At 52.1% G+C, this 25540-nt stretch carries 24 protein-coding genes and 1 pseudogene; 10 read left to right on the forward strand and 15 right to left on the reverse strand.

The window, feature by feature from the left end; genetic code table 11:
* The first annotated feature begins 46 nt into the window (after positions 1-46).
* The 3 genes from JXQ85_RS04155 to JXQ85_RS04165 are packed head-to-tail and all read left to right on the forward strand — an operon-like array spanning position 47 to position 2614.
* Positions 47-1081 (forward strand): ABC transporter substrate-binding protein, encoded by a 1035-nt coding sequence (locus JXQ85_RS04155; RefSeq protein ID WP_421747615.1) that lies wholly within the window; start codon positions 47-49, stop codon positions 1079-1081.
* 40 nt (positions 1082-1121) lie between these two features.
* The gene (locus tag JXQ85_RS04160) at positions 1122-1859 is read left to right on the forward strand and encodes an ABC transporter permease (protein WP_421747617.1); all 738 of its coding nucleotides are present in this window, start codon (positions 1122-1124) and stop codon (positions 1857-1859) included.
* Entirely contained in the window at positions 1859-2614 is a 756-nt protein-coding gene (locus JXQ85_RS04165) for an ABC transporter ATP-binding protein (RefSeq protein ID WP_421747618.1), read from the forward strand. The genes JXQ85_RS04160 and JXQ85_RS04165 overlap by 1 nt, the downstream gene beginning before the upstream one ends.
* 136 nt (positions 2615-2750) lie before the next feature.
* Here JXQ85_RS04165 and JXQ85_RS04170 read toward each other — a convergent pair.
* From JXQ85_RS04170 to JXQ85_RS04200, 7 genes and pseudogenes are all read right to left on the reverse strand, one after another.
* Positions 2751-2993, reverse strand: a pseudogene (locus tag JXQ85_RS04170) (transposase); the annotation flags it as partial.
* A gap of 391 nt (positions 2994-3384) precedes the next feature.
* Entirely contained in the window at positions 3385-4149 is a 765-nt protein-coding gene (locus JXQ85_RS04175) for a PaaX family transcriptional regulator C-terminal domain-containing protein (RefSeq protein ID WP_421747620.1), read from the reverse strand.
* A 31-nt stretch (positions 4150-4180) separates the two neighbouring features.
* The gene (paaZ, locus tag JXQ85_RS04180) at positions 4181-6223 is read right to left on the reverse strand and encodes a phenylacetic acid degradation bifunctional protein PaaZ (protein ID WP_421747622.1); all 2043 of its coding nucleotides are present in this window, start codon (positions 6221-6223) and stop codon (positions 4181-4183) included.
* Positions 6224-6254: 31 nt separating this feature from the next.
* Complete coding sequence (locus tag JXQ85_RS04185; RefSeq protein ID WP_421747623.1) at positions 6255-7607, reverse strand: TRAP transporter large permease; 1353 nt, start codon at positions 7605-7607, stop codon at positions 6255-6257.
* Positions 7592-8098: a TRAP transporter small permease gene (locus JXQ85_RS04190; RefSeq protein ID WP_421747625.1), complete on the reverse strand. Its 507-nt coding sequence runs from the start codon at positions 8096-8098 to the stop codon at positions 7592-7594. Before JXQ85_RS04190 ends, JXQ85_RS04185 begins: the two co-directional genes overlap by 16 nt.
* A gap of 63 nt (positions 8099-8161) precedes the next feature.
* Positions 8162-9181, reverse strand: a complete 1020-nt coding sequence (locus tag JXQ85_RS04195; RefSeq protein ID WP_421747627.1) for a TRAP transporter substrate-binding protein — start codon at positions 9179-9181, stop codon at positions 8162-8164.
* Positions 9182-9207: 26 nt separating this feature from the next.
* Positions 9208-11217, reverse strand: coding sequence for an FAD-dependent oxidoreductase (locus JXQ85_RS04200; RefSeq protein WP_421747629.1), 2010 nt, complete (start codon positions 11215-11217; stop codon positions 9208-9210).
* A 99-nt stretch (positions 11218-11316) separates the two neighbouring features.
* Here JXQ85_RS04200 and paaG point away from each other — a divergent pair, with 99 nt between their 5' ends.
* The 4 genes from paaG to JXQ85_RS04220 are packed head-to-tail and all read left to right on the forward strand — an operon-like array spanning position 11317 to position 14460.
* Entirely contained in the window at positions 11317-12102 is a 786-nt protein-coding gene (gene paaG / locus JXQ85_RS04205; RefSeq protein ID WP_421747631.1) for a 2-(1,2-epoxy-1,2-dihydrophenyl)acetyl-CoA isomerase PaaG, read from the forward strand.
* A 1-nt stretch (position 12103) separates the two neighbouring features.
* Complete coding sequence (gene paaI, locus JXQ85_RS04210; RefSeq protein ID WP_421747633.1) at positions 12104-12529, forward strand: hydroxyphenylacetyl-CoA thioesterase PaaI; 426 nt, start codon at positions 12104-12106, stop codon at positions 12527-12529.
* Between the two features lie 11 nt (positions 12530-12540).
* Positions 12541-13851 carry a phenylacetate--CoA ligase PaaK gene (paaK, locus tag JXQ85_RS04215; protein WP_421747634.1) on the forward strand — a complete coding sequence of 437 codons (1311 nt, stop codon included), beginning with the start codon at positions 12541-12543 and terminating at the stop codon, positions 13849-13851.
* Positions 13852-13854: 3 nt separating this feature from the next.
* Positions 13855-14460 carry a TetR/AcrR family transcriptional regulator gene (locus JXQ85_RS04220; RefSeq protein ID WP_421747635.1) on the forward strand — a complete coding sequence of 202 codons (606 nt, stop codon included), beginning with the start codon at positions 13855-13857 and terminating at the stop codon, positions 14458-14460.
* 146 nt (positions 14461-14606) lie between these two features.
* Here JXQ85_RS04220 and JXQ85_RS04225 read toward each other — a convergent pair whose 3' ends face one another.
* From JXQ85_RS04225 to JXQ85_RS04255, 7 genes are all read right to left on the reverse strand, one after another.
* Positions 14607-15677 (reverse strand): 2Fe-2S iron-sulfur cluster-binding protein, encoded by a 1071-nt coding sequence (locus JXQ85_RS04225; protein ID WP_421747636.1) that lies wholly within the window; start codon positions 15675-15677, stop codon positions 14607-14609.
* 11 nt (positions 15678-15688) lie between these two features.
* Positions 15689-16147, reverse strand: a complete 459-nt coding sequence (gene paaD / locus JXQ85_RS04230) for a 1,2-phenylacetyl-CoA epoxidase subunit PaaD (RefSeq protein ID WP_421747637.1) — start codon at positions 16145-16147, stop codon at positions 15689-15691.
* Position 16148: 1 nt separating this feature from the next.
* A complete protein-coding gene (gene paaC, locus JXQ85_RS04235; RefSeq protein WP_421747638.1) occupies positions 16149-16910 on the reverse strand; it encodes a 1,2-phenylacetyl-CoA epoxidase subunit PaaC in 762 nt (253 codons plus the stop codon).
* Positions 16910-17194 (reverse strand): 1,2-phenylacetyl-CoA epoxidase subunit PaaB, encoded by a 285-nt coding sequence (gene paaB / locus JXQ85_RS04240; RefSeq protein WP_421747733.1) that lies wholly within the window; start codon positions 17192-17194, stop codon positions 16910-16912. The genes paaC and paaB overlap by 1 nt, the downstream gene beginning before the upstream one ends.
* Before the next feature lie 5 nt (positions 17195-17199).
* Entirely contained in the window at positions 17200-18177 is a 978-nt protein-coding gene (gene paaA / locus JXQ85_RS04245) for a 1,2-phenylacetyl-CoA epoxidase subunit PaaA (protein WP_421747639.1), read from the reverse strand.
* A 4-nt stretch (positions 18178-18181) separates the two neighbouring features.
* Complete coding sequence (gene pcaF / locus JXQ85_RS04250; RefSeq protein ID WP_421747734.1) at positions 18182-19384, reverse strand: 3-oxoadipyl-CoA thiolase; 1203 nt, start codon at positions 19382-19384, stop codon at positions 18182-18184.
* A gap of 652 nt (positions 19385-20036) precedes the next feature.
* The gene (locus JXQ85_RS04255) at positions 20037-20165 is read right to left on the reverse strand and encodes a GMC oxidoreductase (protein ID WP_421747640.1); all 129 of its coding nucleotides are present in this window, start codon (positions 20163-20165) and stop codon (positions 20037-20039) included.
* A gap of 180 nt (positions 20166-20345) precedes the next feature.
* Between JXQ85_RS04255 and JXQ85_RS04260 the strand changes: the two genes are divergently transcribed.
* Entirely contained in the window at positions 20346-20555 is a 210-nt protein-coding gene (locus JXQ85_RS04260) for a hypothetical protein (protein ID WP_421747641.1), read from the forward strand.
* 161 nt (positions 20556-20716) lie between these two features.
* Here JXQ85_RS04260 and JXQ85_RS04265 read toward each other — a convergent pair whose 3' ends face one another.
* Positions 20717-21490 (reverse strand): FadR/GntR family transcriptional regulator, encoded by a 774-nt coding sequence (locus JXQ85_RS04265; protein ID WP_421747642.1) that lies wholly within the window; start codon positions 21488-21490, stop codon positions 20717-20719.
* A 307-nt stretch (positions 21491-21797) separates the two neighbouring features.
* Between JXQ85_RS04265 and JXQ85_RS04270 the strand changes: the two genes are divergently transcribed.
* Positions 21798-22850 carry a TRAP transporter substrate-binding protein gene (locus JXQ85_RS04270; protein WP_421747643.1) on the forward strand — a complete coding sequence of 351 codons (1053 nt, stop codon included), beginning with the start codon at positions 21798-21800 and terminating at the stop codon, positions 22848-22850.
* Between the two features lie 101 nt (positions 22851-22951).
* Positions 22952-25018, forward strand: coding sequence for a TRAP transporter large permease subunit (locus JXQ85_RS04275; RefSeq protein WP_421747644.1), 2067 nt, complete (start codon positions 22952-22954; stop codon positions 25016-25018).
* The last annotated feature ends 522 nt before the right edge of the window (positions 25019-25540 follow it).

Raw genomic sequence — 25540 nt, forward strand, 5'->3', positions numbered from 1 at the left:
GGGAGGACAGAGGCAATTAGACTGAAAAATCCAATGGGAGGATATAATGTCGAATTCCAAAGTAAGTTACGTTTCGCGCCGTGGTGTACTCAAAGGGGGTATTGCTGCTGGTGCTGCGCTTGCCGCGCCGACGTTCTTTGTTGGCAAAGCGCATGCAGCCACTGAAAAACTGAAGATCGGTATTATCCCTGCATATTCCTTTGGCCTGTATTGGCTTGTCCAAGATCAAGGCTTTGCACCGGGTGTTGAAATGGATTTTAGCGTCTTCCCTTCTGGTCCGCCTGCAATTGAAGCGATGGTTGGCGGATCCGTCGATGCGATCACGGTTGGCTCGGTACCGCCGCTTGCTGCTATGGCACGAAAAGTAGCAGATTTCAGAGAGATTTCGATCTGTGGCGATGCATCTGGCCTGTTCACAATCGTTGGCAGACCTGGATTGTCGTCTCTGGCGGACTTGGAGGGCAAGAAAATTGCTGTCACCTCCGGTTCAAACTTCGACTTCTTCTTGGGTGTGGCGCTTGAACAAGCCGGTCTTGCCGATATGCCATTAACTCGTATCAACATGGAGCCAATTGACGCCCAAGCCGCACTGATCGCAGGCGCCGTTGATGCAACTGTCCCACTGGCAACCTCTCGTAAACTGATCTTTGATAAGCTCCCTGGCGCAAGTATGTTGGCGGATGGTTCTGCAATGCCCATCGACGCTCGTCCGTCCATCATGGATGTCTTCATGACAACGCAACAAACCATTGATGCCAAAGAAGAGGCGCTGACACAGGCTGTCGCAGCCTTCCACAATGAGGCGGTTGGTATGTTGCGCGAAGACAATGCGTCTGTGGTTCAGCGCATGATTGCTTGGCAGGAAAGCGTTGGCCGCGCAGGTGTAACAGCACCTGAGGTGGAGCCGTTGCTCAACGGCTATTTCTACTTCAACACCGAAGAGATCAAAGATGTCTACAGCCGAGGTGTCCTGAACAAGGCGCTAGATGTCCAATCTAGATTCCTAGTTGATAACAATCGCATTCCAAATATGCCAGATCTTGATACGTTGGTAAGCGATCAGATCGTAAGCAAAATCTAATATGAAAATCTTAGACATACTATCTTCAAGGCGCCTGCAATTGGGCGCCTTGTCTGTGGCCTTAGTGTTTGCGGCTTATGTTTGGATAACCAATCAGCCAGACAATAATCCGGCATTGCTGCCGCCGATTTCGGACATCATAAAGTCCTTTTTTGTGAACCTTGAATCCGGCAATCTTTCCAAAGCGCTGGGGGCAAGCCTGTACCGTATTTTCCTTGGTTTCTTCTTTGGAACGACTGGGGCGCTGATCGTTGGGTGTCTGGTCGGGTGGTACAAAACCATTGAATACCTAGTGGATCCCCTAATCGAAGCACTACGCCCAATCCCACCGTTGGCCTATATTCCGATCATCATCATTTGGTTTGGTATCGATGAATTCAGCCGAGTGTTAATCATTTCGATCGCCTGTTTCATGGTCTGCGTTGTGAACGTCATCGCGGGTATGAAAAATGTACCCCAGGTCTATGTAGATGCTGCGGCGACAATGGGGGCCAACCGTTTCCAAGTGTTTCGTACCGTTGCTATTCCGGCTGCAACACCGTTTATCATCACTGGTTATCGTATCGCTCTAGGTGCTGCTTGGACCACACTTGTGGCTTCAGAATTGCTGGCCGCGCAGAATGGCCTTGGTTTTTTGCTTCAGGAAGGCAGACGTTATTTCCTGACCGATCAAGTCATGATGATTATTGTGATAATTGGTACTTGCGCGTTCATCATGGATCGGATCTTCCGCCGCATCCAAGCTTATCTCATGCAATGGTCGGAGGCGCGTGAATAATGCCCGAAATCAAAACCAACAACCTGACTCACACTTTTGGTAAAGGCGGTGCAGATGCACTGACCGTGCTAGAGGACATCGATCTAACGTTTGAAACTGGTAGTTTTAATTCTATCATTGGAACTTCAGGATGCGGAAAGTCTACTCTTCTAAAAATGATGGCTGGGCTGTTTGACCCTTCCGATGGCGAACTCACTCTTGATGGCGAAGTGATCCATGGTACCGATCGTCGACGCGGCATGGTTTTCCAGCAAGATGCAGTATTCCCTTGGATGACCGTAGCCAAGAATATCTCCTATGGGCCGCGTCTCAGGGGGGCTTCAAAGGCACAACAAGCGGAGATCGAGGCCAAGTGGACAGATTTGGTTGGCCTGAAAGGCTTTGAAAACCGTTGGCCACGTGAATTGTCAGGTGGCATGCGTAAACGGGTCGATATCGGCAGAGTTTATGCAAATGATCCTGATGTTTTGCTAATGGATGAACCCTTTGGGGCGCTGGATGCGCAAACCAAAGAGCGGATGCAATCTGACCTTTTGGAAACCTGGAACCAAACCAAAAAGACTGTCGTTTTTGTGACGCATGATATTGAAGAAGCAATATTTTTGTCTGACAAAATAGTAGTGCTGTCGTCTCGTCCGGGGCGTGTTCATCACCTCGAAGAGGTCAATCTTCCCCGGCCAAGAACTGATGATATGCGTTTGACAGATGAGTTTCTGGAAATCAAAAGACGCCTGTGGGCGATGTTGGATCACTAAAGGTTTGTTGTAGGTCAGGTCACGCTTTTGTGCCACTCCAAGTGCTCGTTTAGACCACTTTCCTTTCGAAAGCGATGGGGCTTTTCCAACCCAGTGCTGAATGACGGCGTCGTGGGTTATAAAACCCATTGATGTATTCAAAGATCGCCTTCTCCTCCTTAAGGAACCGGACTTCACGTCTAAGCCGATCATTCTCTTTGGCGAGGTTCAAATGCTCTTTGGAAACCACATCAGTTTCTCGATGCGCCGTGACCCACTTGTTCAACGTCGACATGCCAACACCTAGATCATCAGCAATCTGTTTTCGTGTAAGCCCGCTTGTCAGCGCGATACACATCACACAAGCGCGGAATTCGTCCGTTTCAGTCCCATAGCCAATCTCTTTTGTTGCAGTAGATGTTATCAAAGGAGCGGCATCAAACCGTGACAGGTCCAATATCGGGTAACAACGGGTGATACCGGACAAAATATTTGGGAGTGTCAGGAGAGAGCGCCTGCGTCATACACCGCTCAAAAGGTGGAAAAGTAGGTCGCAAGACTGAAGAGATAGTGGATTTGGTGGCCACGCTGTCAAATGAAAACGGGGACCCGGTTGCACCCTCAACATAGACCCGCCATTGGCGGGCTTTTGTTTTGTAAAGGTTTCCGAAATTATACTGCTTCAGCTCTCCGAAAAACTCTGACGGCTGACAAAGCGTTCCGTATCAATACACTTCAGGTTTCAATGCTATCGGTTGGCAATACATTTTTTGCCTGCCTGAGTGTAACGGTTAAGAACAGGTTAGCTCATCCAGATCGGGTTTCGGAAAACGGATTAAGAAATCGTGGCAGGTGCTTCGGCAGTACTTTCCGGCCCAATTCGAGCCAAACATATGATCCGGTAGGGGCGGTACCTTTAAGACGATCCGGCGCCAGCTATGGACTATCAATATACGTAGCACGGCTGTCTGCAGCGGCGAGAAGTTTACATTGGCGTTAAGCACACCATTCAAACTTCTCAGTTTTTCTGCCAACAGCACCGCTTCTGAAATGGTATTTGGATCGCAAATCTTGTCAAACATCCAGCAAGGTAGACTTTCATCCGGTTGCAGCTCGATTGCAAAGAGGTCTGAATCACTTGGTTGCGTATTAGTTACAAAACTTTGCGCGCCTGTTGAAACCACGCCTTCAGGTTTTTGTTGGCCTGAATTGCAGATACAAAGCCAGGCCCTTTCAGACGGAGGTCTGGTAGCATAGATGATTGGGCGGGCCTTCAGGGTTTCTTCTAGACCATATGAAGTTAGAAAGTAGTCGCTTGTTCGACCGGATTTTTGACTGTTGATCCAACCATTCTTACGCAGCCGGTGCAAGGCCACTCGCATGGCCTCTGGCTTGATGGCGATTTCTGCACAAATTCTACTGAGCATAGAGCCTGATACATGGACATCTTTTCCCTGTGTTAGCTCACCGAAGACCGTCACGAGAAGAGACCAGACCCGAGGGGTCTGGTCATCATTAAAAGTTGCAACGAGTTTGCGAAATTCTTCGGTTTTCATGCAACTTTTCTAAGTGTGAAAACGAGATGCTTCAAGTTTGACGTTCATAAGCGTTCATCGTCAGAAGCTCGTATTCTGCAACCAGATCATTATCTTGGTTGGCCATTGTGACGTGCCAGCGGACCTCGCCGTATTCTTCATTGCGCGGCGTTTTGTGCTTAACGCTCAGTCGAACCTTGATACTGTCGCCCGCTTCAACTGGCTTCATGAAGCGCAGGTTATCCAAACCGGTGTTCGCCAGAACTGGCCCTTCGTTTGGCTCAACAAACAATCCAGCCGCAAAGCTGATTAGCAGGTAGCCGTGTGCAACGCGATCTGGGAAGAACGGATTGCGTTTAGCCGCTTCGGCATTCATGTGAGCATAGAAGGTATCACCCGTGAAATGTGCGAACGTTTCAATGTCTTCCAGACTGATTTCACGCTCTGCTGTATGAATGGTTTCACCGATCTGAAGTTCATTGAATGTGCGCGTGAATGGGTGTGCAGGTGCCTCAAGTTCGGTTGCACCTGGAACCCATTTGCGACCTACCGCCGACAGAATGTCCGGTGAGCCTTGAACCGCTGTCCTCTGCATGTAGTGCATAACACCGCGGATACCGCCCATTTCTTCGCCGCCACCTGCACGACCGGGGCCGCCGTGAACCATATGTGGCAAAGGCGAGCCGTGGCCTGTGCTTTCCTTCATGGAGTCACGGTTGTTGAAGTAGAGACGCCCATGATAAGCGCCAGAACCCAGCACGACGGAACGCGCAACTTCGGGATCACGTGTGATGACAGATGCGACGAGGCTACCTTCGCCGCGGTTCGCGAGCGTCATAGCATGGTCCAAGTCACGATAGCCCATGATGGTTGAAACAGGACCGAAGGCTTCATTCTCGTGTACGATTTTGGCCTGATCCGGGTTTGAACAATGAAACAACATTGGAGGCACAAAGGCACCCGTATTGGCATCGGCCCCTTGGACCTCGAAGTTGTCCGGGTCGCCATAGACGCGTTCCGCTTCGGTTCCGATCAGCGATGCGGTTTTCAAAACGTCGTTCTTTTGCGATTGTGAAACCAGTGCGCCCATCCGTACCCCTTCGATCTTTGGGTCACCAATTACGGTTTTCGCCAGGCGTGCGCTGAGTGCTTCGATCACGGCAGATGATTGGGCTTCTGGCACGATGATGCGGCGGATCGCAGTACATTTCTGTCCTGCTTTTGTGGTCATCTCACGCTGAACTTCTTTGATGAACAGGTCAAATTCAGGCGTACCCGGTTCTGCATCGGGGCCAAGAATAGATGCGTTCAAACTATCTTGTTCTGCGACAAAGCGAATGGAATTTTCCAGAATATGTGGCGCTGAACGCAGCTTCAGTGCTGTATGAGCCGATCCGGTAAAGCTGACGATATCCTGATGGGTGAGGCGATCCAACATGTCGCCGAGGCCACCGCTGACCAATTGCAGCGCGCCTTCCGGTAGCAAGCCGCTATCGAGCATAATTTTAACAGCCAACTCTGTGACATAGCATGTTGCGGTTGCGGGTTTCACAATCGCTGGAACGCCCGCAAGAAGGGTCGGGGCCAGTTTTTCCAACATGCCCCAAACAGGGAAGTTGAAAGCGTTGATATGCACGGCAACGCCCTGCATCGATGTCGCTATGTGCTGACCAAGGAAGGTTCCGTTGCGCGACAACTGCTCGACATCACCATCCAAATAAACATGCGCATCTGGCAATTCACGACGGCCTTTGGACGCGAAGACAAACATGGTGCCGATGCCACCATCGATATCAATCAAGTTATCGGATTGCGTGGCGCCGGTTGCAAAGCTGATGTCGTAAAGCGCTTGTTTGTGTTTGCCTATTTCGATGGCCAAGGCCTTTAGCATACGAGCACGGTCGTGGAAGGTCATTGCGCGTAGGGCCGGGCCGCCTTTGGTGCGTCCAAACTCCAGCATGGCTTCTACATCCAACGTTGAGTTTCCGGCGCGCGCCATGCCTTCACCGGTGACGGCATTGAAAATCTGACGGGCATCGGAGTCAGGCGTGACCCATTGGCCCACAGCAAAGCTTTTGACGTCAATCAATGACATGGTTGAAACTCCTGTTGAGTTTGGAGGCGGGTCAGTGACCTAGCGCACCCATTTGATTGGGGAGAAAGAGAACAAGTGTGGGGATTGCGACGATGAGGATCAGTCGCAGAATGTCAGCCATCCAGAATGGGGTGACACCTCGGAAAACAGTTGCTGTGGTAACGTCGCCAACAACCCCTTTTAGGATGAACACGTTCAAGCCCACGGGCGGGGTGATCAGCGAGATTTCAACCACGACCACCACCACGATGCCAAACCAGATTGGGTCAAAGCCCAAGGAGGTGACCAGCGGGAAGAAAATTGGCACTGTGAGAAGCAGCATGGACAGGCTTTCAAAGACACAGCCAAGCACCACATAGACCAGCAAGATCAACAGTATCACAGTGAATGGGGCAACGTCATTGGCGGAAACCAATGTGATCAGCGCTTCGGGTAGCCCAGCGAGGTTCACAAAGTTTGAGAAAACCTGCGCACCGATGAGGACTGCGAATAGGCTCGCTGATGTAAAAGACGTCTCGCGCAGGACATCAAAGATGTCGGCAATGCGCAGGCCCCCGCGTGAAAGGGCAATGATAAAGGCGCCCATCGCACCCATGCCAGCGGCCTCTGTCGGGGAGAATGTCAGGTTCAGCGGGTGGATATCGAAAATGCCGTAGAGGCCACCAATCACCAGGAAAAACAGCAGCAATACTGCCCACACAGACCGAAGGGCGACCAAGCGTTCCTTCCAATTAGCGCGGGGGCCAGCGGGGCCGGATTCTGGATCTCGAAACACCGTCCAGCGCACAGCAAGCAGGTAAAAGAAGATGCCAAGCAAGCCTGGGATAATCCCCGCCATAAAGAGCTTGCCGATCGACGTCTCTGTCAGAAGGCCATAGATGACCAGAATAACGGAGGGTGGGATCAGGATGCCAAGCGTACCGCCCGCGGCGATAGAAGCTGTCGATAGGCGATCTGAGTATTTAAAGCGACGCATTTCAGGCATGGCAACTTTGGACATGGTGGCCGCAGTCGCAAGGGATGATCCACAGATGGCAGAGAAGCCGCCGCAGGCCATGACGGTGGCCATCGCGAGGCCCCCACGGAAATGGCCGAGGAAGGCGTTAGACACTGCATAAAGTTCACGCGCCATGCCGCCTTTGTTCACAAAGAGACCCATCATGATGAAAAGCGGTATCACAGAGAGGCCATAGTCCTGGGCCGTGTCAGTGATCTGGCGGCCAACCATAGACAAGGCTGCTTTGAGGCCACGTTCATCAAACAGATCTCCTCCGCGTTCGTAGGCAAACCCAAAGGTTCCGACGATGCCCATGGCAAAAACGATGGGCATACGAAGAAGTACCAGCCCAAGTACAATGGCAAAGCCGATCAGTGCGCTTTCCATGTCAGCACCTTTTTCGCAAGTGTTGGAGAGAACAGGATGATCGCGCCGCAGCTGACCATTCCGATCGCTGTTAGCGTGACGGATGCAGAGATGAACCACATTGGTAAATATTGGGGGATGCCGATGTATTCCGTCACATCGCCGTAGCCACGTGTGCGCTCTGCAAGGGTCCAAAGGCGTTCGACCGGCCAAAACATCAGAATGCCGCAGATTAGAAAGTTGGCGCCATCGCGAAGTCTCGACAGATTGAAGCGTTCAAACAGGCTGTCCGTAAGGTCGACGGCGATCTGTTGGCGACTAAGGGTAATATGAGGCATCACCGAAAAGACAGCAACGGCAACCAGAATGCGGGTCAATTCAGTGGCGGCTTCAATCGGCGCATCAAAAGAAGAGCGCAAAATCACATCGAAGAAGGTCATTACCATCAATAGAAATAGAGCAACTGCAGCCAGCCAGATGGGGGCAATCGCGCATAGTCGGAGAACTTTCATGATGCTTCCTCGTGCGAGCGTTTTGATGGCTGCCCAAGCATGATGGGCAGCCAAATTGGTCAGTTATTGAAGGCCGAGTTCGGCGCGGAAGTCTGCAAGCGCGGCTTGGGCGTCGATCCCTTTTGCGGAGACTTCGTCGAGCACAGAAGTCTCAACTTGCGCGGCGATGGTGTCGAATTTCGCCAGATCTTCTGTGGAAGCTTCTACGCTTGTGTTGCCTTCGGTGGCGGCTGTCAGCGCGAGCGCTTCGACGTCGGCTGCATCCCAAGCTTTGCCTGACATGCTGCTCAATGGAGCACCGAATACTTTTTCATTCAGCGCGGCCTGAAGATCGTCAGGCAGATCAGCAAAGATGTCTTCATTCATGATGAAGGCAAAGGATCCACGGAAAAAGCCGCCCGGTACTGTGTAGTAGTGTGGAGCAACTTCGGTCAGACGGAAGCTTTTGCGGCTTTCGGTTACCATCATCACGCCGTCAGCCGCGTTGGAGGCCAGTGTTTCATAGACCTTTGGGGCAGGAACTTTGATGCCGGTTGCATTCAACAGCGCGCCAACATCAGATGCCACGCCACCCGGCATACGCAGTTTCAAACCAGACATCTGGTCTAGCGAGTCCACCGGCGATCCAGTGTGCAACTGGCCTGGGCCGTGAACCATCAAACCCACAACTTTTACGCCGCGGTGTTCGTTCAGCTTGGACAGGTGGTTTTCGTGCAGGTTCCAATAGGCCGCAGATACATCTTCAGAGCTTGCTTCAAGACGCGGTAGCTCGACCAATTTGTAGCCAGTGAAGCGACCTGGCTGATAGCCATGGAAGACATATGCAATGTCAGCCGCGCCATCGAGAACAAGGTCCATCTGTGCAGGTGGCGGAGCAATACCCATGCGGATTTCCGTGGTTACACGGCCGTCAGTTGCTTCCTCGATCAAAGTGTTCAGACCGGTCAGGATTTCGGTGTTGATCATATGGGTTGGTGGCACCCAGCTGGAGATCACCAAAGTGTGCTCTGCCTCAGCCTGCGCAATTGATGCGCTGCCGATCAGACCAGCGATAATACCAGTTAGTTTTCGTTTAATTGACATTGGATTTCCTCCCTAAAATGTCCTGTTCAGGTGAATAGGCGGGCGCGCCGCCAAGAGTTCGGGCTGCTCTCCTCCAGAGTCGCCAGAGCGCTTTGTATGAGGTCGTGGCCCAAAGCTTTTGCTGCCTGCATTGGCCCACCGCGCCAGCGCGGAAAGCCGTAGCCATGCACTTTGACCACATCGACATCGTCGGCCGATTGCGCGATGCCTTCTTCGACGATCAACGCGCCTTCGTTTGCCATTGCTGCCAGCAACTGCTGTTGGATTTCTTCAACTTGAAATGTCCGTCGGGTGATGCTCTCAGCAGCAGAATATTCTTGTATGATCGCTTCAACGAGTGGGTCTCGATGGGGTGTGTGATTGCCAGATTCATAGCGATGCCAACCCTTACCGACTCTTTTCCCAAATCTGCCGAGCGTGCAGAGTTGGTCTGAAATGGTAACATAACGCTCGTTTTCTGGGCGTGTGGAATCCTGACGGCGACGATTGGAGAGTGCGATTTGCAGACCGCTCATGTCTTGCACCTCAAATGGACCCATCGCCATGCCAAACTGGCGCATCGCAGCGTCTATTTCATGGGGCAGGGCACCGTCCGCGAGCAGGTATTCAGCCGCGCGCCGATAAGAAGCAAGAATACGGTTGCCGATAAATCCGTCACAAATCCCTGATAAGACCGGCGTTTTACGTAGATTTTTTGCAACCGCAAATGCTGTCGCAAGCGTCTCAGGTGCGCTTGATGGCAGCTTCACGACTTCAACCAGCTTCATGATATGTGCCGGTGAAAAGAAATGCAGACCGACGCAACGATCTGGCTTGGCCATCTTCGCAAAGATTTGCTGCGGGTCGAGGTAGGATGTATTGGTCGCAAGGATGGTTTCTGGCGCGACCACGTTTTCCAAAGCGGCCATGACCTGCTGCTTAACGTCCAGATCTTCAAAGACCGCTTCAATCACGAGATCAGCAGAGGCTGCGCTGTTATATCCAACATTGGACGTGAAGCGCGAAAGGCGCGCGTCAAACCCAATCTGATCGATTTTCCTACGCTTCAAAGCGCCTTCCAAAATCTTGGTTACGTTGTTGGTTGCGCGATCCGCAGCTTCTTCGCTTTGTTCAATGATTGTAACGGTATAGCCTGCGTTAAGACATGCAGCGGCAATACCCGTGCCCATCAATCCACCGCCAACGATCGCGATGGTTTCAACGGATTTCGCGCGATCAAATGCGATGCCCTTAGGCTTCACCGCTTTGCGCTCTGCAAAGAAGATATGACGCAAAGCTTTGCTTTCGTCCGATCGGCGCAGCTCCAAGTGAAGCGCACGCTCTTTCGGTTGCGCTAAAGCATAAGGTTCCGCTGCCCAGCTCAGGGCAGTCAGATTGTGAAACGGAGATTTTTGACCGCGGCTTTTGTTGGTTAGTGTTGCGCGCTTTTCAGCGAGCCATTCCTGATCGATCTGAGGGGCAGGGCGCTGTGATACAGGAAGAGGCCGGTCTGCAATAAATTCCGAAGCTGCGACAAGCGGGTCGTCAGCAATAAGATCAACTGCACCAACGGCCAAAAGCTTTTCTGCGGTGTAGATTTTTCCTGTGCAGGCCATGCTTTCAGCGATGTCCCATCCCAAAAGGCGGGGTGCACGTTGCGTGCCACCAGCACCGGGAATAAGGCCGACATTCACTTCTGGCAGACCAAATTTGGTATTGGGTGCTGCGATCCGCCACGCACAGGCCATAGCGACTTCGAGGCCACCTCCCAAAGCGCTTCCGTGGAGGGCCGCGAGGAATGGTGTTTCACTGTCTTCAATGGCTTGAACAACGTCTGGAAGGTGAGGTTCCTGAGGCGCGAGATCGAACTCGCTCATATCACCACCGGCGATGAATGTACGACCTGCACCGTAGAGGACAGCCATGCGATATCCGCGCACTTTGGCAACAGTATCCAGCAAACCCTGACGCACTTCAGTCGACGTCGCGTTGACCGGGGCATTGTCAATTTTCACCCAAGCAATGTCGCCTTTGATTTCGACCGTGACCGCGTTCATGTCCGCCAAACCTTCCAGAATTAGATTCGCCTCAATATATTGACCGACCGGTTGGTTTATGCAAGATTATTTTTGGAGAGACGCTGAGGGAGGCCGCATATGAGCGACACAATACTTGTCCAAATGCATGAAAATTGGGTGGAAATTACCCTGAACCGGCCTGACCGCCTGAATAGCTTCAATCCAGAGATGCACCTGGCGTTGCGCGAATCTCTTGAGAAAGCACAGCGTGAAAAGGCGCGCGCAGTTCTGTTAACCGGTGCCGGTCGCGGATTTTGTGCAGGTCAGGATCTTGGGGATCGTGATCCGTCAAAGATGGATACGCCTCCTGATCTTGGAGAGACAGTACGGACGTATTATGCGCCTCTGGTAAAACAAATCCGCGCTATGGCGTGTCCTGTTATTTGTGCCGTCAATGGGGTCGCTGCCGGGGCAGGGGCTAATATTGCTCTTGCTTGTGATATGGTTTTCGCTGCTGAAAGCGCCAAGTTCATTCAGTCTTTTGCTAAGGTCGGGCTGATCCCCGACACTGGAGGAAGCTGGCATCTACCGCATTTGTTGGGCGAAGCCCGTGCGAAAGGTCTTGCGCTCACTGCTGAACCTCTTTCTGCGCAAAAAGCAGAGGAATGGGGCCTCATCTGGAAGGCCCTGCCAGATTCTGAGTTGATGGACGAAACGCGTGCGATGGCAGAGAAGCTATCAAAGGGCCCCACACTTGGCTTGGGGTTGACGAAACAAGCAATCCAGGAAAGCTGGCAGAACACTTTGGATGATCATCTTGAGCTAGAAGCAGGTATGATGAAGACCTGTGGCGAAAGCGCTGACTACGCTGAAGGTGTATCCTCATTCCTTGAAAAGCGCGCGCCGGTGTTCAGAGGAGAGTGACATGACACCTCTTGAGCGGGCAAAAAAATCTACGGAGGCCATGTGGCGCGAAGATGGGGCATCCCAATGGTTGGGCATGGAACTTGTCAGCGTTGCAGAGGGTGAGGCCGTTCTGACGATTGTGATCCAGAAGCACCATTGCAATGGGCACGGAAATTGCCATGGGGGCATTAGTTATGCTCTTGCCGATAGTGCTTTTGCCTTCGCCTGCAATAGCCGCAATCAAGCGACCGTCGCGCAGCACAATATCATGAATTACATTGCACCGGCCAAAGAGGGCGATCGTCTTACCGCCACCGCGCAAGAGGTTTCGTTGCAAGGCCGCAGCGGCATCTACGATGTACGCGTCACCAATCAAAACAATCAGTTGATCGCAACCTTCCGGGGCATGTCCCGCGCGATCAAAGGCCAATTATTCGTGGAATGAGGAGATCCTCAATGAAAGATCTATCCCCCAAAAAATCCGATCTGGAAGCAATTGAAATTGCCTCGATTGATGAAATTCGCGCGCTTCAGTTGAAACGCATGAGATGGTCACTTCAGCATGCATATGACAATGTTCCGATGTATCGTCAGCGCTTTGATGAGGCGGGTGTGCACCCTGAAGACTTGAAGCAGCTAAGTGACCTCGCGAAGTTCCCGTTTACCTATAAAAACGATCTTCGCGACAATTATCCGTTCGGCTTATTCGCGGTTCCTCGCGAGGAGATTGTGCGCGTGCATGCCTCCTCAGGTACGACCGGCAAGGCGACTGTCGTCGGTTATACAAAGAACGACATCTCGATGTGGTCCGATGTATTGGCCCGAAGCCTGCGCGCGTCGGGCCTGCGAAAAGGGGACATGGTTCACAACGCCTATGGCTACGGATTGTTTACCGGTGGGCTTGGCGCACATTACGGGATTGAACGCCTCGGGGCGACTGTTGTTCCGATGGGTGGCGGGCAGACCGACAAGCAAGTCGGTTTGATTACAGATTTCCAACCCCAAGGCATCATGGTGACGCCTTCGTATATGCTCAATATTCTCGAAGGCTTCCGCAAAGCTGGCCTTGATCCACGCGAAAGCTCGTTGCAAGTCGGCGTTTTTGGTGCGGAAAGCTGGACAAATGCGATGCGGGCCGAGGTGGAAGACGCCTTTGATATGCATGCGGTCGACATCTACGGGCTATCAGAAATCATCGGGCCGGGCGTGGCGAACGAATGTGTGGAAACTAAAGATGGCCTGCACATCTGGGAAGACCATTTCTACCCCGAGATCATCGATCCACAAACCGGGGAAGTGGTTGAAGATGGTCAGGAAGGTGAGTTGGTTCTGACCACGATCACAAAAGAAGGTATGCCGATGATCCGATATCGCACGCGCGATCTGACACGGCTTTTGCCAGGCAGCGCGCGCTCAATGCGCCGGATGGAAAAAATCACCGGTCGTTCCGACGATATGATCATTCTGCGCGGCGTGAACGTGTTCCCGACCCAGATCGAAGAGCAGGTTCTGGTACAGGATCACCTATCCCCTCATTTCCAGATTGAATTGTTCAAATCCGGCCGAATGGATGCCATGCGCGTGTTTGTTGAGGCAACTCCGGATGCCGCAGACGAATATTTGCGCGATAAATCAGCAAAAATGTTGACCAAATGCATCAAAGACATAGTCGGTGTGTCGACACATGTTGTTGTTGGGGTGCCAGGGTCTATAGAACGATCTCAGGGCAAAGCCGTCCGAGTGGTTGATAATAGAGCGAAGGAATAAAACGTGGCGCGGACAAAAGCCAAGGATCATAACGAGAAACGCGACCATATTCTGAAAACAGCTGCGCAGGTCTTTGCAACCGAGGGCCTGGCGCGCGCCTCTATGTCTCAGGTGGCGAAAGCCTGTGGGATCAGCAAGGCCAACATATATCATTACTACGACAGCAAAGATGACTTGCTGTTTGACATATTAGACAGCTATCTCAAATCACTGAGAGATCAGATTGTGGCTGTCCCGGTAAACGCTGATGACCCAGTCGAAGAGCTGAAGTCGATGCTGGGAACGATCCTCATTGCTTATCAGGGGATGGATGCTGAGCATAAGATTCAAACTGAAGGCATTTCGCTGCTGCCTGAAGATCAACAAATCATTCTAAAAGGACATCAGCGCGAGATGGTCCAACGGCTTAATCGCATCTTGCTTTCAGTCGAGCCAGAGATTCTGGAAAAGGATCGCGGAATGCTGCATGCGACGACGATGTCGGTCTTTGGTATGATCAACTGGTATTACATGTGGAACAAGACCGCTGATAAGGAAGCGCGGCTTAAATATGCGAACCTCGTCGCCAAGCTAACAGTCAACGGCGTGCGCGGTTTGGATGATATGTGATTGCATTTATTGCAACGTAGACGTTGCTGATTTTTAGGTTTTGTTTTGGCGGCGCGTCTCGCGGACGCGATCACTTGGTTGGCTTTTTGAAGATCTGAAATCCAGGTCGCTGCAATTGGGTTAACCTATGGCAACGACCTAATTCATCAGTGCTGATCATAGTCTACAACAATCTTGTCTGTCAGTGGGTAAGCCTGACAGGACAGGACAAAGCCACGTTCAACTTCATAGTCTTCAAGAGCGTGGTTCGTGATCATCTCGACCTCACCCTCTATCACCCGGCATTTACACGTCGAGCAGACCCCAGCTTTACAGGCATATGGCGCATCCAGTGCGTTTTCCAAAGTCGCGTCCAAAATCGATGTTTGACGGTCCATTTCAAGCTCATGTGGGGTGCCATCAATCAGAACGCTTAGCTTCGATTTGTCTTCGCGGGCACCATCGGCAGCGGCACGTTTCGTTTGCTTCAGTTTGCCGGGTTGGGACGAGGCAAATAGCTCGAATTTAATCTGATCTTTTTCTAGCCCGTGATCTTCTAGCGCGCTGGCGATTGCAAGCATCATCGGCTCTGGGCCACAGATAAATGCGGTGTCGACAGATTTCACGTCGATCCAATGTTGAAACAAAGCGGTGCATTTTTCTGCGTCGATACGGCCTCGGAAAAGGTCGATGTCTTCCGCGCCGTTTTCCAAAACATGGATCACATTAAAGCGCCCCATGAATGTATTCTTGAGGTCCTCGATCTCTTCTTTGAACATGATCGTGTTTACGCCGCGGTTTGCATAGACCAGCGTAAAGATTGAAAATGGTTCTTCTTTTAGGACGGATTTCAAGATCGACAGAACTGGTGTGATCCCCGATCCACCTGCGAACCCGATATAGTTCTTTGTTGCTTCTGCTTGAAGTGGGGAATGAAAGGTGCCCATCGGTGGCATCGCTTCCAGCACCATGCCTTCTTTCAGATCCTCATTCGCCCAGGTCGAAAAGGCCCCGCCATCAACCTTCTTGATGCCGACTTGTAATTTACCTTCATCACGCGCAGCACAGATGGAGTAGGAGCGGCGCAGTTCAGTGCCGTCGAAGTCGCGGCGGAAGGTCAGATACTGACCGGGGATGAAGTCGAAATCTTCTGCGTCTTGCGGCTGCAAGCTCACAATAACCGCATCGCGGATGGTTTTACGAACTTCGGTAACTTCGAGTTTATGGAAGCGTGCCATTTGGGGACTCCTCATATGCATTTGAAATAGTCGAAAGGCTCGAGGCAGCTGTTGCAGCGCCATTGGGCCTTACACGGCGTGGAGCCAAACTGGCTCACACGAGATACGTCAGAGCCGCCACAATGCGGGCATTCGGATGGTCCGCCGGCGGGGGTAGGAGGGGCAATGCCATAGTCTTTCAGCTTGTCGCGCGCAGAAGCCGTCATCCAATCGGTTGTCCAAGCCGGAGCGATCTGCGTTTCGATCTTTAGATTTTCAATGCCCCGATCCCGCAAGGCGGTTTCGATATCGATTGAAATCATAGAGGTCGCCGGGCAACCCGAATAGGTGGGGGTGACCGTTACCTTCAGCAGATCATCTTGCCAGATGACATCGCGCACGATGCCCAGTTCAACCACTGAGATCACAGGGATCTCAGGGTCGGGCACTGCGTCGAGCCATTGCCATATGTCTGCTGCCGACGGGGTCACCTTACCACTGCGCCCCAGGATATGCGCGTTGTAGCCACTGCATTTGGTTCAACAGATGGCCCAGATGTTCGGAGTGGCGGAAGCCGGTTTTACCACCGGCATGGGCAAAGCCACTTTCTGGTATCGAAAGCGTCGCTTGGGCCAGAGCCGCGGTAACATTTTGATCAAATGCGTCACGCAGAGAGTCAGGTTTCGGCGCGATGCCAGCCTCTGCGATTTGCGCATCGATGTCATCACTTTGGAACAGCTCACCCACATAAGGCCATGCCCAATCCAAAGCAGATTGCATGCGGGCGCGGCTTTCTTCGGTGCCATCCCCGAGCGCGATGACAATTTCTGTCGAACGCTCGACGTGGTAGGCGACTTCTTTAACGGCTTTTGCCGCAATGTCTGCAACGCGCTGGTCTGAGCTGTTCGTGAGAGACTGCAATTGCAGCAGGTAGAAGTTATCGAAAAGGAACTGGCGCATCATCGTGCGGCCAAAGTCGCCATTTGGCTGTTCCACCAACAACGCATTGCGGAAATCCCAGGCATCGCGCAGCATCGCAAGGTCATCTGCACTGCGCCCTTTGCCTTCGACTTCGCCAGCTAGCGCCAGCCACATCTGGGTTTGCCCAATCAGGTCAAGCGCGACATTTGCAAGCGCAATGTCTTCTTCCAGCGCAGGACCACGCCCGCACCATTCGCTGACGCGATGCCCCAGTACAAGGGTATTGTCCCCCATGCGGCACAACCATTCAAAAAGAGCGGTTTGCTGTGACATTACATGGCTCCCACTTCTTCTGGGATGTCAAAGAAGGTCGGGTGACGGTAGACCTTGCTTTGAGAGGGATCATAAAGCGGCCCCTTCTGGGACGGGGAGGAAGCCGTGATTTCCGCTGCCGGTACCACCCAGATGCTGACGCCTTCATTGCGACGGGTGTAAACATCCCGAGCATTCAGCATCGCCTTTTCTGCATCGGGGGCGTGTAGGCTGCCTACATGACGATGAGACAGGCCGTGCTGACCGCGGATGAAAATCTCCCAGAGGGGCCATTCGTTGTTCAGAGTGCTCATTGTGCCGCTACCTTTGCCATTTGTGTCTTGCGGGCGTGGGCCATCATGCCGTCGCGCACCCAAGCGTTGTCGTTCCAAGCGTCGTTACGTGCTTGCAACCGGTCCGTATTACAGGGGCCGTTGCCCTGGATTACGTCGAAGAATTCGCTCCAGTCCGGCTCTGAAAAATCGTATTGGCCGGTCTCATCATTCCAGCGAATGTTTTCATCGGGAACTGTCAGACCCAGATATTCAGCTTGCGGAACGGTTTGATCGACGAACTTTTGACGCAACTCGTCATTGGTGTTCATTTTGATCTTCCACGCCATGGATTGCGCAGAGTGCACACTGTCTTTGTCGGAAGGACCAAACATCATAAGCGCCGGGTACCAGAAACGATTCAATGCATCTTGCGCCATGCGTTTTTGCTCAGCTGAGCCTTTCGCCATGCGCATCATGATGTCGTAGCCCTGACGCTGGTGAAAGCTTTCTTCCTTACAGATGCGGATCATCGCGCGGGAGTAGGGGCCAAAAGAGGTCCGCTGCAGAGGCACTTGGTTCATGATTGCAGCGCCATCCACAAGCCAGCCAACAGCGCCCATGTCTGCCCATGTAAGCGTTGGGTAGTTGAAAATGGAGCTATACTTCATGCGCCCATCGTTCAGCATTTCTGTCAGCTCATCGCGCGTCACGCCCAGTGTTTCTGCTGCGCAATAGAGATATAGCCCGTGGCCCGCTTCATCTTGAACTTTAGCCAATAGAATGGCTTTACGTTCCAGTGTCGGTGCCCGCGTAATCCAATTGCCCTCTGGCAGTTGTCCCACGATTTCAGAGTGTGCGTGCTGGCCGATCTGACGGATCAGGGTCTTACGATAGCCTTCTGGCATCCAGTCTTTGGGCTCGATCTTTTCGTCCGCATCAATGCGTGCCTGAAAAGCTGCAAGTTGTTCCGGGTTATCATTTGTGGCCTCGGATTTGATCATTTGTGCGTACATATCTTCAGATCCTTTCCACAAGAATTGCTGTACCTTGGCCAACACCCACACACATTGTGCAAAGGGCATAGCGGCCTCCGGTGCGGTGAAGCTGATTGACTGCTGTCAGAACAAGACGGGTACCTGACATACCCAGCGGGTGACCGATTGCGATGGCACCGCCATTTGGGTTTACCCGTGGGTCATCATCGGCGATGCCAAGCTCCCGCAACGTCGCAAGACCCTGCGCGGCAAAGGCTTCGTTCAGCTCAATGACATCCATCTGATCAATGGTAAGACCTGCCTTATTCAACACCTTACGGGTTGCTGGAACAGGACCGATCCCCATGACGCGCGGTGCAACACCTGCGCTGGCCATGCCAATGATGCGCGCCTTTGGGGTAAGCCCGTGTTGCTTAACGCCATCAGCGCTTGCGATCAGCATGGCGGCCGCGCCGTCGTTGACGCCGCTGGCATTACCGGCGGTCACAGACAGGTCAGAGCCGTTCACGCCACGGAGTTTTCCGAGGCTCTCAGTTGTAACTCCCGCACGTGGGTGTTCGTCTGTGTCAACGCGGATGGGGTCACCCTTGCGCTGTAGCACATCCACTGGCGTGATTTCTTCATTAAAGACACCCGCGGCATGTGCTGCCTGCCAACGCTCTTGAGAGCGCACGGCAAAGGCATCCTGATCTGCGCGGCTGATATTGTAGTCTTCAGCAACGTTGTCGGCTGTTTGAGGCATGCTATCGACGCCATATTCGGCCTTCATCTTGGGATTAACGAAACGCCAGCCAATCGTTGTGTCATAAATCGCATTCGCACGACCAAAGGCCTTGTCAGATTTTGGCATGACAAAAGGCGCGCGGCTCATGCTTTCAACACCGCCGGCAATCGTCAGGTCGTAGTCGCCTGCCTTAATCCCACGGGCCGCAAATCCTACCGCGTCCATACCAGAGGCACAAAGCCGGTTGATTGTGGTGCCCGGTACGTCCTGAGGTAGTCCAGCAAGCAATGCCGCCATGCGCGCGACGTTGCGATTGTCTTCACCTGCTTGGTTTGCAGACCCGTAGATGACCTCGTCAACCTGGCTCCATTCGACGCTTGTGTTGCGCTGCATCAAAGCTGCGATTGGAGCTGCCGCCAAATCATCGGCACGCACTGTGGATAGGGCGCCGCCATAGCGGCCAATCGGCGTCCGAGTCCCATCGCAAATAAAGGCGTCCAACATTTTCATTCCCTTGGTTATTAACCGACCGATGGGTCGAATAAGCATGTTTTGCATGAGTCGGTCAATAATAAGTTACATACCTAACGTCTTGTGAAAATATGTAACATATTAAAGCCAGCGGAGACAGTATGATGGTCAACCCAAAGGGAGGGTCGCACGAGTTGACTGGATGACGCTGTGATCACCAGAGATCCATTGCCTGACTTCTTCGACGTCTAAGCAAAGTGCCATTGCTAATACTTGAAAATTGATGAGGTAGACCCTGTCAGCAAACAACCTGGGAATCCGGTTTTTCAGGAAATACTAAGCCAACCAAATTAATAGGTCCGGCCAAAACACGGCATAGGCGATTACGGTTACCCAATGTCCCAACGGGTCGATTTACGTCAAAAGTGGAAGAAAAATTGCAAGCCCAAGAACCGCTATCAATCAGATTTGTGTCAGTCCCTTCAATCGGTGGACCTTGCTGTAAATATTCATCAATCGTGGTATTGGTGTGTATCTCACTTTGCCAGTTGTGCTTTGGTTTGGTCAAAGATCGGACTACGATCAGGAATTTCACGCTATGCCACTTCGGTCTTTGTGGTGGCTGTCCCTTTGGATTAGCTCGCTGCGCTCGCTTTGAACATGTCAGCAGCTTTTTCTGCAATCATGACAACGGAGCGTTGGTGTTGCCTGTAGTTCGGCGTTGCTTGATGGAAGCGTCTACAACGCGCAGACCCTCCAACCCGCGAATGCTTCGTTCAAGGTCAACAACGGCCAGTTCATCGTGGCCCATTTTACATGTACCAACCTGTTGGTCATAAGACGCCAGAGCGGAACGTGTGTAATCGGCCTATTCCTTGTCAGTTTCCTTATCTTTGTCTGGATAGATCTCTCGCGCGGTGATTTCTGCCAGAGCCTCCGTTGCGATACAGCCTTAGCTCTCCGAAAAGCAGTGTCGACTGAAAATTTCGATATGAAGGATGAAACACGCGTTTTTCACTTTATGGGTGAACCCACAGAAACCCGCTACCCGATGACGAAATCGGGCGATGCTGTTTTGCCTCCTGGCTGGTCCGTTCACAGTGGGGCGGGTACAGGATTCTATCGATTTACCGGGAGCATGGCAGGGAGCAATCAGGATTTCACCGATATGGGTTTTGTTGAAATGAAAGAACTTAGATAAGTGGGCTGCCGCGGTATCAGTCGTTTTTTGGTATGAGAACTAGAGTGATCTGGCGGAATTGCGGTCTCACAAAAGGTGTCAGTTATTAGGCTGAGAGCAGAGGTTTGCAGCGCTTGATCTTATGGGTTGTCCACTGGTGACGCGCGAAAAATTCAGCCTCTTTACACCGACAGTTTACGCCTTTTCGCAGCACGTTCTTCCCGGCGCGCTTGCTCTTGTCCTTTGCGAAAGCTTTTTTCCACGAAATCCATATGCGCGCGCGCCGCTGTGTCTGCGGCCTCGCCATCGCCCGAAAGAATTGCCTCCACCATATCCTTATGTTGCTGAAGCAGTGCTTCACCAGTGCCATCCATGGTGCGTAGATATCGGCGGTTATAGAAAACCCCCTGCCGCGTCAGGTCATAGACCGACGCCATCATATGCATCAGGGTGGTATTCTGGCTCGCGTCTACGATGGCCGTGTGTAGACGGATGTCAGCCTCTTGCGAAGCATCTGAATCGTCGTTTTCCCTGGCCTTTTCCATTTCAACAATAATGTCAGCCAGGCGCTCTTTATCAGAATTGGTTGCGCGTTCAGCTGCCAATCGTGCGGCAAAGGCCTCTTGTTCTCGACGGTACTCAAGGTAGTCGTAGAAGGCTTCTCCGTGGCGGGCGTAAAGGGAAAGGAGCGCAGGTGACATCGCACGGCCCGTCAGTGTCGAAACAAACGTACCCTCCCCATGCCGGACGGTCACGAGGCCGTTACTCTCTAGCTCCTGCAGCGCTTCCCGGATCTTCGGACGCGATACGCCCATGGCTTCTGCAAGCTCTCTTTCTGATGGCAGCTTACGACCCTCTTTTAGGATGCCATCAACGATCATCGCCTCGATTTGATCAACCACAGCGTCCGAAATTGATTCGTGGCCGACTGGTTCAAATGGGCTTTTATCCGACATTTTCTGTTTGTCCTGAGCGTTTAGGTCAATTTTCAGTTGTTAATTTAGTTTACCATCAAGTGCTATATATTCAAGGCGCAAATACCCAAAAATACTGACAAGTGCTTTGCGTATAACGTATTGAAATTCATGTATAACAGAAGATCATCACAAAATTATACACAAATATTGCGTTTCTTGCTCTCATCCAAAACCAAATGATTACCGCACTAAGTGGTAAATTAAATTGTTGACTGAATCTTGAGGTAAATATTATTTACCAATTTGAGCCGCTAGCTCGGAAATTTCGATCGTTGGAGGAGATACGATGAAAAAGACCCTTACTTCCCTAGCCGTTGCCGCAACACTGGTTGCTGCGCAGGGTGCCGCCGCCGCCGACAAGATCCTTTTGAAAACTCCAATTGCGTTTTCGACCTCTCTGCCAGGTCTGGGTTCGCCAATCCCACGCGTTGCTGAGCAACTGGACCTCATGTCTGGCGGCACGCTGAAAATGAAAGTTTACGAGCCAGGCAAACTTGTTCCGCCATTTGAAATTCTGGATGCCGTGTCTTCCGGGAAGATCAACTCCGGCTACACAACTGCGGGCTACTGGGCTGGTAAAATCCCGGCAGCACCTTTGTTCTCTGCCGTCCCATTTGGTCCAGAAGCCGGTGAATACATGGCGTGGCTCTACTACGGCAACGGCATGAACCTCTATCAGGAAATGTACGACCAAGCAGGGTTCAATGTGAAAGTGCTGCCATGCGCGGTCATCGCACCTGAAACGTCAGGTTGGTTTGCAAATGAAATCAACAGCCCGGAAGACCTTGATGGCCTGAAAATGCGCTTCTTCGGTCTGGGTGGTAAAGTCATGCAGAAACTGGGTGTTGCGACATCCCTTTTGCCGGGCGGTGAAATCTTCCCTGCGTTGGAAAAAGGCGCGATTGACGCGACTGAATTCTCCATGCCTGCGATCGATGCGCGTCTTGGTTTCCACAAGCTGGTGAAATTCAACTACTTCCCAGGTTGGCACCAGCAAGCGACCGTATTTGAGCTTCTGGTCAACAAAGATGTTTGGAACGAAGCCTCTGATCAACACAAAGCTATCATCGAAAACGCATGTAAGGCCTCCATGGCTGATAGCTTTGCCGAAGGCGAAGCGATCCAGCACGCGGCTCTGATCGACAACATCGAAAACAACGGCGTGTCCATGAAGACATGGAACGATGAAATGCTGTCAACATTCCGCACCACTTGGGAAGAAGTGGCCGCAGAGGAAGCCGGCAACGATGAGTTCTTCGCCAAAGTGCTTGCGGATCTAACTGAATTCCGTGACGGCTACGCCGTTTGGAAAGAAAACGCATTCCTCCCTCGCAAGTAACTTTACTTGCATCCACGGTGGGGCGACTTCCCTTAGTCGCCCCATTTTTTAACTGAATTCTAGCTAAATCAATGGGCCCATGGCCCTTGGAGGAGGAAGCTATGGCCACTCTGAACGCGCCCGAAACCGACCCAATTGAGGTCTATGAGCACATTCTAGAACAAGAAGAGCGTGACGCGCAGGCCGTTGCCGTCGGCATCGACACCCTGGTTAAGGGTGTCGGCAATGTGGTGATGTGGGCCAACGTACTGCTGATTGCCGCCATTTTTACGCAGGTGACGCTTCGCTATCTGTTTGATCTAAACTTCCCCAAGCTAGACGAAATCCAGTGGCATTTTTATGGGCTCGTCACCATGGTCGGCATCTCTTATGCGCTCGTGACTGATAGCCATGTCCGTGTGGACCTGCTGCACATGCAGCTTAGCACCCGCGCGCGCCGCGTGATTGAGATCATCGGCATTTTGGCGCTTTTGGTGCCCTTTATCTACTTGATGGTAGATCAAGGTTACGACTATTTCTACGAAAGCTGGCGCGTGAATGAACGCTCTGACAGCCCAACTGGTTTACCTGCACGCTGGGCGTTGAAGGCTGTAATCCCGGTAAGCTTTGTATTGCTTGGTCTTGCAGCACTCGCGCGCCTGATCCACGACGCTCACGCTCTTTACGTAAACTATGAGGACGAACGTCAGGGCAAAGGGTTGCGCTTGATCGTGTGGGCCGTGATCGGTTTTGCTTTGGTTGCGACTGCGCTGACATTCTTGGTTGAGACCACCGAAGAAAAACTTGTTATTGCGATGTTCCTGACATTCATCGCACTTCTTTTCACGGGGTTTCCGGTCGCTTGGACATTGGCCGGGGTAGGGGTTGCCTATTGCGGTATCGCCTTCCTCTTTGACAATGGCATGATGAATTGGACGGGGCTGGAAGAAACCCTGACAGGGCTAGACTACCTGACCCTTGGTGCAGTGGTGAACCGCGTTTACGCGACCATGTCGAATGCGGTGCTTGTTGCCCTGCCGATGTTCATCTTCATGGGCCTCATGCTGGATGAAAGCGGTGTTGCAGAACGCTTGATGACATCTATGCAGCGACTGTTTGGCACCGTGCGCGGTGGCCTTGCGATCACTGTGACCATGATCGGCATTATCCTTGCTGCGTCTACCGGCATCATCGGTGCCTCAGTGGTTTTGCTCGGCGTGTTGTCTCTGCCTTCCATGATGGAACAGAAATACAGTCCGTCTTTGGCTGCTGGTGTTGTCTCTGCCTCAGGTACTCTGGGCATCTTGATCCCGCCTTCGATCATGCTCGTGATCATGGCCGATCAAATGGCGCTTTCCGTTGGGGACCTGTTCATGGCTGCCGTCTTTCCAGGCATCATCATTGGCGGCCTCTATCTGACATATATCTTCATCATCGCACTCGTGAAACGTGATGTGGCCCCGGTCCCAGAAGGTGCGACGCGCCCGGATTGGGCGGCGGTCAAAGACGTTTTGTTCGCGGTAATGCCAACGCTAGGTTTGATTTTGGCCGTACTGGGTTCAATTTTTGCCGGTCTGACAACTCCAACCGAAGCCTCTGGAATTGGGGCCTTTGGTGCAACATTACTGGCGCTTGGTTACCGTAAGCTGACCTTGCGCAAACTGGTGAACGTGCTGAAATCTACCTTCAACACAACCGCCTACATCTTTGCGATCTTCCTTGGTGCAACGGTATTTTCTTATGTGCTACGTGAACTTGGTGGGGATGAGCTGATCGAAGCTATGATTCACGGCACAGGTCTTGGCCCAAACGGTACAGTCATCGCAATCCTCTTCATCGTTTTCCTGCTGGGCTTTGTGCTGGACTGGATCGAGATCACCCTGATCGTATTGCCGCTGATGCGTCCAATCGTGAATGGTTTGGGCCTTGATATCCCAGGCTTTGACGCGATCGATGAACCATCACTGGTGTGGTTTGTTATCCTTGTCGCTGTCACTTTACAGACGAGTTTCCTAACGCCACCCGTGGGATTTGCGCTCTTCTACTTAAAAGGGGTTTGCCCGCCGGAGATCAAGCTGATGGACATCTACAAAGGCATCATTCCTTTTGTGCTGTTGCAGCTGACTGGATTGGCTCTTGTATTCCTCTGGCCGGCCTTGGCAACCTGGCTGCCTTCCGTGGCCTACTAAATCATCAAAGTTCATGGGCCCGCCTGATTTGGCGGGCCTACTGACTGAATTTCGTGGTGACGAGATCAAAAAGTGCAAACCGCCTTGGTTTCTGATCGAGTGGTGTGCTTTCTTGAACGCGCTTAACGCCAATACAAATTCGTTCAGGCAATCCTTAGCTCGTTAAGCTTTAGACAGGATACATGCTCGCAAATTTGTTGCCTTCGTTATGCTAGCACCCATCGCGCAAAAAACTATCTCAGCGGTCACCTATCGTTCTTTAGTAGTGGAAATACGTAAAACTGGACGCGTGTTTTATTGCAAAACCCGAGCAGTTCACACGGTTGTTCAGAACATTTATGTGACGGCTGACCGTTTTTTAGACAAATTCTTTGCAGAAAACATGATCCTTTTTTCAATACTGTTAGGAAAGGGGCCGCAATATTTCGATCGACAATGGAGATCCCCTTCACGGTTTACCTGAATTGCAATAGGCTTGGTAGCTTCGGTTGCATCGCATTCAAATGGCTAAACTCTGAAGAA

Source organism: Cognatishimia sp. (genome assembly GCF_049116455.1).
Classification (GTDB): Bacteria; Pseudomonadota; Alphaproteobacteria; order Rhodobacterales; family Rhodobacteraceae; genus Cognatishimia.

Bases quoted from the DNA above. Each gene is read 5' to 3' on its own strand.
- paaG (WP_421747631.1), top strand. From the start codon at position 11,317: ATGAGCGACACAATACTTGTCCAAATGCATGAAAATTGGGTGGAAATT.
- JXQ85_RS04275 (WP_421747644.1), top strand. From the start codon at position 22,952: ATGGCCACTCTGAACGCGCCCGAAACCGACCCAATTGAGGTCTATGAG.
- JXQ85_RS04165 (WP_421747618.1), top strand. From the start codon at position 1,859: ATGCCCGAAATCAAAACCAACAACCTGACTCACACTTTTGGTAAAGGC.
- paaK (WP_421747634.1), top strand. From the start codon at position 12,541: ATGAAAGATCTATCCCCCAAAAAATCCGATCTGGAAGCAATTGAAATT.
- paaC (WP_421747638.1), bottom strand. From the start codon at position 16,910: ATGTCACAGCAAACCGCTCTTTTTGAATGGTTGTGCCGCATGGGGGAC.
- JXQ85_RS04175 (WP_421747620.1), bottom strand. From the start codon at position 4,149: ATGAAAACCGAAGAATTTCGCAAACTCGTTGCAACTTTTAATGATGAC.
- JXQ85_RS04185 (WP_421747623.1), bottom strand. From the start codon at position 7,607: ATGGAAAGCGCACTGATCGGCTTTGCCATTGTACTTGGGCTGGTACTT.
- JXQ85_RS04190 (WP_421747625.1), bottom strand. From the start codon at position 8,098: ATGAAAGTTCTCCGACTATGCGCGATTGCCCCCATCTGGCTGGCTGCA.
- paaZ (WP_421747622.1), bottom strand. From the start codon at position 6,223: ATGTCATTGATTGACGTCAAAAGCTTTGCTGTGGGCCAATGGGTCACG.
- JXQ85_RS04200 (WP_421747629.1), bottom strand. From the start codon at position 11,217: ATGAACGCGGTCACGGTCGAAATCAAAGGCGACATTGCTTGGGTGAAA.
- JXQ85_RS04270 (WP_421747643.1), top strand. From the start codon at position 21,798: ATGAAAAAGACCCTTACTTCCCTAGCCGTTGCCGCAACACTGGTTGCT.
- paaI (WP_421747633.1), top strand. From the start codon at position 12,104: ATGACACCTCTTGAGCGGGCAAAAAAATCTACGGAGGCCATGTGGCGC.
- JXQ85_RS04225 (WP_421747636.1), bottom strand. From the start codon at position 15,677: ATGGCACGCTTCCATAAACTCGAAGTTACCGAAGTTCGTAAAACCATC.
- paaA (WP_421747639.1), bottom strand. From the start codon at position 18,177: ATGTACGCACAAATGATCAAATCCGAGGCCACAAATGATAACCCGGAA.
- JXQ85_RS04155 (WP_421747615.1), top strand. From the start codon at position 47: ATGTCGAATTCCAAAGTAAGTTACGTTTCGCGCCGTGGTGTACTCAAA.
- JXQ85_RS04260 (WP_421747641.1), top strand. From the start codon at position 20,346: ATGAAGGATGAAACACGCGTTTTTCACTTTATGGGTGAACCCACAGAA.
- JXQ85_RS04255 (WP_421747640.1), bottom strand. From the start codon at position 20,165: ATGGGCCACGATGAACTGGCCGTTGTTGACCTTGAACGAAGCATTCGC.
- JXQ85_RS04265 (WP_421747642.1), bottom strand. From the start codon at position 21,490: ATGTCGGATAAAAGCCCATTTGAACCAGTCGGCCACGAATCAATTTCG.
- JXQ85_RS04195 (WP_421747627.1), bottom strand. From the start codon at position 9,181: ATGTCAATTAAACGAAAACTAACTGGTATTATCGCTGGTCTGATCGGC.